This window comes from Thiohalocapsa sp. (assembly GCF_019695415.1).
Taxonomy (GTDB): domain Bacteria; phylum Pseudomonadota; class Gammaproteobacteria; order Chromatiales; family Chromatiaceae; genus Thiohalocapsa.
Map to the genome: position 1 here is coordinate 3,401 of NZ_JAIFKJ010000095.1, position 7,993 is coordinate 11,393.

General features: G+C 67.2%; 9 protein-coding genes. 6 read left to right on the forward strand and 3 right to left on the reverse strand.

Annotated elements, in window-relative coordinates:
- Positions 1-410, reverse strand: a 410-nt coding sequence (locus tag I6U14_RS01850) for a PEP/pyruvate-binding domain-containing protein (RefSeq protein ID WP_296896413.1), incomplete at its 3' end; no start/stop codon positions are given.
- A gap of 175 nt (positions 411-585) precedes the next feature.
- Here I6U14_RS01850 and I6U14_RS01855 point away from each other — a divergent pair.
- The 5 genes from I6U14_RS01855 to I6U14_RS01875 all read left to right on the forward strand — a co-directional run bounded on the left by I6U14_RS01855 (position 586) and on the right by I6U14_RS01875 (position 3,644).
- Positions 586-1,278: a type 1 glutamine amidotransferase gene (locus I6U14_RS01855; RefSeq protein ID WP_296896414.1), complete on the forward strand. Its 693-nt coding sequence runs from the start codon at positions 586-588 to the stop codon at positions 1,276-1,278.
- Positions 1,279-1,414: 136 nt separating this feature from the next.
- Positions 1,415-2,005, forward strand: coding sequence for a hypothetical protein (locus I6U14_RS01860; protein ID WP_296896415.1), 591 nt, complete (start codon positions 1,415-1,417; stop codon positions 2,003-2,005).
- A gap of 99 nt (positions 2,006-2,104) precedes the next feature.
- Positions 2,105-2,350 carry a PDZ domain-containing protein gene (locus I6U14_RS01865; RefSeq protein ID WP_296896416.1) on the forward strand — a complete coding sequence of 82 codons (246 nt, stop codon included), beginning with the start codon at positions 2,105-2,107 and terminating at the stop codon, positions 2,348-2,350.
- 267 nt (positions 2,351-2,617) lie between these two features.
- Positions 2,618-3,037, forward strand: a complete 420-nt coding sequence (locus tag I6U14_RS01870) for a DUF2384 domain-containing protein (protein WP_296896417.1) — start codon at positions 2,618-2,620, stop codon at positions 3,035-3,037.
- Positions 3,038-3,155: 118 nt separating this feature from the next.
- Positions 3,156-3,644: a hypothetical protein gene (locus tag I6U14_RS01875; protein WP_296896418.1), complete on the forward strand. Its 489-nt coding sequence runs from the start codon at positions 3,156-3,158 to the stop codon at positions 3,642-3,644.
- 150 nt (positions 3,645-3,794) lie between these two features.
- Here the strand turns inward: I6U14_RS01875 and I6U14_RS01880 are convergent, their stop codons facing one another.
- Both I6U14_RS01880 and fusA read right to left on the reverse strand, forming a co-directional pair.
- Positions 3,795-4,766: a patatin-like phospholipase family protein gene (locus I6U14_RS01880; RefSeq protein WP_296896420.1), complete on the reverse strand. Its 972-nt coding sequence runs from the start codon at positions 4,764-4,766 to the stop codon at positions 3,795-3,797.
- 44 nt (positions 4,767-4,810) lie between these two features.
- A complete protein-coding gene (gene fusA, locus I6U14_RS01885; RefSeq protein ID WP_296896422.1) occupies positions 4,811-6,859 on the reverse strand; it encodes an elongation factor G in 2,049 nt (682 codons plus the stop codon).
- A gap of 264 nt (positions 6,860-7,123) precedes the next feature.
- Here fusA and I6U14_RS01890 point away from each other — a divergent pair.
- On the forward strand, positions 7,124-7,993 hold an 870-nt coding region (locus I6U14_RS01890; protein WP_296896423.1), incomplete at its 3' end, for a cation:proton antiporter.

A 7,993-nucleotide genomic window follows, 5' to 3' on the forward strand; every position in this document is an offset into this window, starting at 1 on the left:
AAGGAGGCATCCGGCAGGTCCTCGGCGGTGGCCGACGAGCGCACGGCCCATGAGGCGGTCTCGTTGCCATCTTGGCCGACGAGCTCGTGGTAGGCAGCCTCGATGTCGGCGTCCAGGCGCGCCGGGAAGGGCTGCTCGATGATCCAGCCGCGGATCTTTGGCCCCGCCTCGCTGAGCGCGGCGATGTCGTCGACATCCAGCTGCTCCAGCTCGGCCGCGATGCGCTCGGCGAGCCCGCTGGCGGAGAGGAATTCCCGGTACGCCGCAGCCGTGGTCGCGAAGCCGCCGGGCACCCGCACGCCCACCGCGGTCAGATGTTGGATCATCTCCCCGAGCGATGCGTTCTTGCCGCCGACGATGCCGACATCGTCCATGCCCAGCTCGGAAAGCCAACGTACGGTCTCGGTCATCGCAGCATGCCTCGGCGCTGTAGTCTGGGTGCAGGAACGTGCAGGGCTTGATGCAAAGGGCAGCAGACGGTTGCAGTTCGCCCGGTCGCTCACGTAACCTGCCTGACGTAATCCGGCAATATAGCCGAACGACAGGGCCACCGGGACGACTGGTGTCAATGGTCAGGATTGGCTGATGCGCATCCTTGTGCTCCAGCATGTCCCTTTCGAGGGGCCTGCGGCCATCGCAGATTGGGCCTCGCGTCGAGGCCACCCGCTCGACATCTGCCGTTTGTATGCCGGCGATCCCTTGCCGGCGCCGACGGATTTCGACCGTCTCGTCGTCATGGGCGGGCCCATGGGGGTCGGTGACACCGAGGCTTATCCGTGGCTCGTGGCCGAGCAGGCGTTCATCGCCGATGCCGTCGCGGCCGGCAAGTCCGTGGTGGGGATCTGCTTGGGAGCGCAGCTCATTGCTGCTGCCCTTGGGGCGCGGGTGTACCGCAACGCGCACGTGGAAATCGGCTGGCACCCCATTCGGTTGACGGCCCAGGCGCAGCGCCTCGACCTCTGCGAAGGCCTGCCCGTGGAGCAGATGGTCTACCACTGGCACGGCGACACCTTCGATCTGCCGGCGGGTGCCCTGCAGCTGGCGCAGAGCGAAGCCTGCACGCATCAGGCCTTCCTCGTGGAGGATCGGGTGCTGGGGCTCCAGTGTCACCTCGAGTCCACTCCCGAGAGCGTGCGCGCCCTGTGTGATGCATGCGGCGAGGAGCTCGTGCCGGATCGCTGGGTGCAGACGGCCGCCGAGATGCGTGCAGCGGGCCCCGAGGTCTACACCGGCATCGGCCGCACACTCGAAACGCTGCTGGATCGGCTGCCCGCCTGAGCCCGCGGCGCGGCGGCGCACGCGCTGGGGGCGGTCCGGTCGACGCGATCCCGAGGTTGCGGAACATCACCGAGCCCGGGCAGCCTAAACGGCATCCGCACGCAGCCAGTCGCAACGGCGCGAGACGCCCCAGACCATGCAGCAACGCACGCAACTGATACTGACCGCCACGGCCACATTTTTTGCTGGCCTGCTCACCGGCGCCACCGTCTTCTCCGATGTCCTGCGCGAGGCGCCGCCCGTCCCGGAGCCGGCGTCGGTCCCGGAAATGGTCTCGGAGCCGCCGTCTGCCGAAGAGGCAGTGCCGGATGTCGCTTCGGTGACAGTGCCGGCGTCCGCGCCCGAGCCGCCGCAGGATGCCGAGCCCGATACCGAGCCGGCGCTGTCCGCCGTGTCGCCTGAGGTGACCGACGCCCTGGCGGCGCGCATCGAGGAGCTCACCGACGGCTGGGGCCGCATGCAGGCGGAGCTGGCGGAGCTGCGTCAACGCGTGGCGCGGGTGGAGCGTGATGCCGCTGAGCCGGACGCCGAGTCCGCTGACGGACAGCGCCGCCGGCCGGCATCGCCGGCGGAGCAGCGCGCTGCCCTGCTGCGCGCTGGCGTAACGGCCGAGGTGGCGGACGACCTCATCTGGCCGCGCTCGCAGTTGTCGCTGGCCACGCCGGATCTGCGCGCCGAAGCCGCCCGCGACGGTTGGCTCAGCCCCCACCGCTACCGAGAGGCCTAGCGCCCCCACAACGCACACACGGCGGCCAACGAGGATGCGATCGGCCTCGATGCCTATGATCGGTATCTCTACGAAACCGGTCAGCCGAACCGTGTCGCCGTGGACTCGGTGATACCCGGCTCCGCGGGGGAGGAGGGTGGTCTCCAACCGGGCGATGTCATCGAGCGCTATGGGGACGCCCAGGTATTGGAATTCCAGGACCTGCGCGAGGCCACCAGCGCGGGTGCCCGCGGGGAGCTGGTGCCGGTGACGGTGCGCCGCGACGGTCAGGTGCTCGAGATCTGGCTGCAGCGCGGTCCCATCGGCATCGGGCTGGACGCCACGCGCGTGGCGCCCGACAGCTGACCGAGGCCCCGCCGCGGGGACGAACCTGGCTTTGCGGCCCGGAGGGTACGCGTCAGGACGATTTCCGGGTTGAATGCTGGGTTTTCGTCTGCATGTCGGCTGGTGTCATTCATTGGCAGCACTGTGATCCAATCAGAAGCACCGGCAGCGACAGCTCCGCGGCAGCCCCTTCGGATTGCGGTGTGGCCGTCATTTATGCCCCCGCAGCAATGCCTCCGCGGCGACAGCACAGGGCCGCTGCAAGGCTCCAAACCTAGGTCAAAGCCCATGACAGAGCTCACCACCGAAGAACGCCACAGCATGACCCGAAAGGTCATGAGCATGCTCGAGAGCTGGAACCTGAGCGCCCAGGACATGATCCGCCTGCTGCAGCTGCCGGAGTCCGTGAAGGCGCGCAACTTGGCCCGCTTCCGCGAAGAAGAGGCCTTCCCCGTGGACGTCAATGTGGATCGCCGGGTTGCTTACTTGCTGCGCATCGAGGAGGCACTGCATACCTATTTTCCGCGCAACCCGGAAATGCGCGACATGTGGATGAAGCGCGGCAACAAGCAGTTCGGTAAGCGTGCCCCGATCGCCGTGCTCGTCGAGGACGGTGAGAGCGGGCTCATCTCCGTGCTGTCCCATCTCGATTGCACCTTCGCCTGGGACCTCACCGGCTCCAAGAGTGAGTACAGCACGGCCGGCTGAGCAAGGGCAGGCCCCTAGGTGCCAACCTCATGGCTGACTGCGGCCGCGTCGGCGCTACGGTGCCGGCTTGGGGTTCCGGTATCATCCTTGGATCAGAGACAGATGGAGACCCGGACGCATGACTGCTCCATACATCACCGATGTCAGTCCGCGCCGGCGCTCGGCAGCTCGTCCGTTCCTCGCATGGCTTACCTACGGCCTCTTCCTGATCACGGTGCTGCTGGCAGGCTGCGCCGCTCCGCCCGAAGATGCGCAAAGCGAAGCCCTCAACGCCGATCCGGGCCGGGCCCCATTTGATCCCGTTCCATTGCCTGCCGGTGATAGCGCCGGCGCCGACCCGCTGGCCGTGGCCCAGGACCTCTTCGGGATGACTGAGGCCGTGGAAGGCAACTACTCGGAAAGCGCAGAACTATTGTCGGAGACCGACGACCAGCAAGTGGTTCTGTTCACCCAGGTGGGGTTGCCGGATGATTCCGTGCGCGGCCAGCGCCATCGCCTGGAGTTCGAGCCGCAAGGTGCCGACTGGCAGCTCACCTGGGCCGGCCTCCAGGTGCAGTGTTGGCCCGGGCGTGGACATGAGGACTGGGGTACGGCGCCCTGCGGCTGACCATGGACGCGCGCCGCATGCGGCGCAGCGCGTGAGGTTCAGTGAAAGTCCGCTGGGACCACAATTCTTAACGGGCGCAGTCGACCGCTCTTTGGCGGCATTCCCCTGCGGCGCAGCGGAGCCGGTAGCATGTCGGGGCGAAGTCCAAGCTCAGGACGGCGCTGCTCGGATTGAGTGGGTCAGGTTTGACAGCGCGTCGAGGGATTCCTCCATGGCCGCCTCGCCGATGCGGATCAGCTCCTCGGCCCGGTCGAACTCCCCGTGGAAGATGTGTCCCACCCGCGGCGTGACTGTGAGCGCCGCCGGGTCGGCAGCATTCTGTTGCAGGGAGAGCTGTCGCAGCGCCAGGGCGCTGGAGGCGAGTGCGACGGCGATTAGGCTCGGCTCGTCGGCCCAGGCGCGCAACCGGCGCAGCAGGGGCCAGCCTCGCAAGCGGCGCGGCACGGCCGCCCAGAGGCGCGCACGGATGCCGTGCCTTTGCCCCTCCGGCAGCAGGTGGTCACGCAGGCCGACGGTGGCGGCGACGCCCTCGAAGTCCGCGGTGACGTCGACGCCAACGACGATATCAGCGCCCAGTGCCCGCGTGGCGGCCACGGGCACGTTCGCCACCAGCCCGCCGTCCACCAGCAGGTGGCCGCCGACCCGCACCGGCGCGAACACCGCGGGCAACGAGATGGATGCGCGCACCGCGGTGACCAGGTCTCCCGCGGTTGCCGTCCAGGCGGCACCGGTGCCGAGGTCTGTGGCCACGGCCGCGAAGGGGATCGGCAGGTCTTCGATGCGTTGCTCGCCGAAGTGGCGCCGCAGCTCGCGCTCGATGGCTCTGCCCTCCAGCACCCCGCTGCCGCCGAGTTGGAAGTCGGTCAGGCGCAGCACCCGGCGCCAGTTGACCTCCCGCGCCAGCGCCTCCAGCAGATCCAGCTTGCCGGCGGCGTAGGCGGCACCGACGACAGCACCCATGGACGTCCCGCTGACAACGCCCGGAGCCAGCCCAGCGCGCTCCAGCACGCGCAGCACGCCGATGTGCGCCAAGCCCAGGGCGGCCCCACCGCCAAGGGCGATGCCCAGCTTCGAGTGGCGGGGTTCGAGCACCGAGGCGCCGGCCGCAGGCGTGCCCTGCATCGTCAATGCCTCGCCCCTCGCCGCTCGATACTCCCCCCTCGTGATTACTCGTCACTCGATCTCTGGAAAGCATCCGCCAGCTGCTTCTGGATGTTGCCGGGTACCGCCTCGTAGTGGCTGAGCTCGATGGTATAGCTGCCCTCGCCGCCGGTGATGGACTTGAGTCGGGACTCGTAGCCCTCCAGCTCCGCCAGCGGCACCTCACCTTCGATGACGATGCGCCCGCGGCTCTTGGACTCGCTGCCCTGGATGCGCCCGCGGCGACTTGAGAGGTCACCGGCGAGGTCGCCCATGTGGGAGTCGGAGGCCGTGATGCGGATCTTGACGACCGGCTCCAGGATGGCGGGCTTGGCCTTCTCCATGGCATCCAGGAAGGCCTTCTTGCCGGCCGTGGCAAAGGCGATGTCTTTGGAGTCAACCGGGTGCGACTTGCCGTCGTAGACGGCCACACGCACGTCCTGGATGGGATAGCCGGCGATGGCGCCTTCCTCCAGCACCTGACGCACGCCCTTCTCGATGGAGGGGATGAACTGGTTCGGGATGCACCCGCCGACGGTCTCGTCCACGAACTCGAAGCCCGCGCCTTGGTCCCGCGGCTCGATGCGGAGATACACCTCGCCGAACTGGCCGGCGCCGCCGGTCTGCTTCTTGTGGCGGTGGTGGCCGTCCGCTTTGGCGGTGATGGTCTCTCGGTACGGGATGCTCGGCGGCTTGGTTTCGATGTCTACGTGGAACTGCTCGGAGAGCCTTCGCATCAGCACCTTCAGGTGCAGCTCGCCGAGGCCGCGCATGACCGTCTCGTTGGCGGCGGCGTTGTGCTCCACGTGGAAGCAGGGGTCTTCGGCTTCGAGCTTGTGCAGGGCGTCTGTGAGCTTCTGCTCGTCGCCGCGCTTGGCGACGGTAACGGCAAGCCCGAACAGCGGCACCGGGCACTCCATGCTGGTGAGGTGGTAGTGATCTTCGTCGTGGGAGTCGTGCAGCACTGCGTCGAAATGGATGTCGTCCACCCTGGTCACAGCGAGGATGTCCCCCGGTACGCCCTCGTCGACTTCAATCAGGTCCGCGCCGTGCACCCGGAACAGGTGGCTTACCTTGAAGGGCTTGCGTGCATCGCCGATGAAGAGCTGGCCGTTGGTGGCGACACGCCCCTGATGGATGCGAAAGATGCCGATTTTGCCCCGGAATGGGTCGTTGACGACCTTGAAGACGTGGGCGATGGCGTGCTTATCGGGCTCCGGGACGACGCGCACCGGCTGCATGTCGGCGCCCTCGCCCTTCATGAAGGGCGGCGGGTTGCCCTCGGCGGGATTGGGCATCAGCCGCACCAAGACCTCCAGCAGCTCCGGGATGCCGGCGCCGGTCGCCGCGGAGCAGAAACAGATGGGGACCAGGTGCGCCTCGCGCAGGGCTTCCTCGAAGGCGTCGTGGAGTTGCTCGGGCTTGAGCGCCTGGCCCTGCTCCAGGTAGCGCTCCATCAGCTCCTCGTCGACTTCCACCACCTGGTCGATGATCTGGCTGTGGGCCTCCTCCACACTCGCGAAGTCGGCGCCGTCACCGGACGGGTTGAAAAAGCAGTCGATGACGCGCTTGCCGCCGTCCGCTGGCAGGTTGATGGGCAGGCACTCCGCACCGAAGGCCTCGCGCAGCTGCGCGGTCAGGGCGCCCAGGTCCACGCCGTCCGCATCGATGCGGTTGACGATGAGCATGCGGCAGTGGTTGCGCTGATCCGCGGCCTTCCACATGCGTTGGGTCAGGGGCTCGATGCCGTTTTCGGCATTCACGACGATGGCGGTGGTCTCCACGGCGCTCAGCACCGACAGCGCCCTGCCCAGAAAGTCCGGATAGCCGGGGGTGTCCAGCAGGTTGATGTGCTTGCCGTGGGTGGTGAAGCCCGTGATGCCGACGTCCAGGGAGTGCTTCAGCTCTTTCTCCATGTCGTCCCAGTCGCAGACCGCAGTGCCCTTGTCCACGCTGCCCGGCTCCTTGATGGCGCCGGCTGCGGCGAGGAGCGCCTCTACCAGCGTGGTCTTGCCGGCACCGGCATGGCCGACGAGGGCGACGTTGCGGACGTCCTCCGCGTTGTATTCGGACATGGATTGACCCTTGATCGTTGAGCGGTTTTCGGGGTGGCAGTCGGCGATGTCCAGGACAGGACAACGCGCGGGTCGAGTATATCGTAACGGTCTCGTCACGCGCCTTGGTGCACCGGCGGGAATCGGCACGTGTCGTGCTTTACGTCAAGTTCGCCGGCTCGGTATGGTGCCGGGGCGCCGAGGTCTCTGCGGGAGAGCCATCGGAATCGCAATCGGGATCGGCGAAGGTCGCTGATCAGCGCCCGAACAGAGGAGTCATCGTCGATGTTCGACGCCATCACTTGGATTGCCGTTGCTTTCGCTGCCGGTGTCGTCGCCAAGCACTACGGCTTACCACCGCTCGTGGGGTACCTGGTGGCGGGCTTTGTGCTGAATGGGCTCGGTGCCGAAGAGGGGCCGGTCATCAGTGCACTGTCGGAGCTCGGCGTTACGCTGCTCCTGTTCACCATCGGTCTCAAGCTCAAACTGAAGAGCCTGGCGGCGCCGCAGGTCTGGGGTGTGGCGTCGCTGCACATGCTGGGCGTCATTGCCGTGTTCGTGCCGCTGCTGCTCGCTTTCGGCGGGCTCGGGCTGCCGCACGTCGCCGGCATCGAGTACGGCCCGGCGCTGGTGTTGGCCTTCGCGCTCAGTTTTTCGAGCACCGTGTTCGCCGTGAAGGTGCTGGAAGAGAAGGGTGAGATGGCGTCGCTGTACGGCACCCTCGCCATCGGCATCCTGATCATGCAGGACCTGGCGGCCGTGGTGTTCCTCGCCTTCTCCGCCGGCAAGGTGCCCAGCCTGTGGGCCGTGCTGCTGCTCGGCCTCATCTGGGCCCGGCCAGCGCTCGATTGGCTGCTCGAGCGCGCGGGCCATGGGGAGCTGCTGCTGTTGTTCGGTCTCACCCTGGGCATCGGCGGGGCGGAGGTCTTCGATCTGTTCGGCGTCAAGGGCGACCTGGGCGCATTGCTGCTCGGTGTCATGGTGGCGTCCCATCCAAAGTCCGGCGAGCTTGCCAAGGCGCTGCTCGGCCTAAAAGGCATGTTTGTGGCGGGTTTCTTTCTGAGCATCGGTCTCCGAGCCACTCCCATTCTGGACTTGGCACCGGTGTTTAACCTGTTGCTGGTCGCCTTACTGCTGAACGGCTTCTTAGTCGAA

Bases quoted from the DNA above. Each gene is read 5' to 3' on its own strand.
- I6U14_RS01855 (WP_296896414.1), top strand. From the start codon at position 586: ATGCGCATCCTTGTGCTCCAGCATGTCCCTTTCGAGGGGCCTGCGGCC.
- fusA (WP_296896422.1), bottom strand. From the start codon at position 6,859: ATGTCCGAATACAACGCGGAGGACGTCCGCAACGTCGCCCTCGTCGGC.
- I6U14_RS01880 (WP_296896420.1), bottom strand. From the start codon at position 4,766: ATGCAGGGCACGCCTGCGGCCGGCGCCTCGGTGCTCGAACCCCGCCAC.
- I6U14_RS01860 (WP_296896415.1), top strand. From the start codon at position 1,415: ATGCAGCAACGCACGCAACTGATACTGACCGCCACGGCCACATTTTTT.
- I6U14_RS01875 (WP_296896418.1), top strand. From the start codon at position 3,156: ATGACTGCTCCATACATCACCGATGTCAGTCCGCGCCGGCGCTCGGCA.
- I6U14_RS01870 (WP_296896417.1), top strand. From the start codon at position 2,618: ATGACAGAGCTCACCACCGAAGAACGCCACAGCATGACCCGAAAGGTC.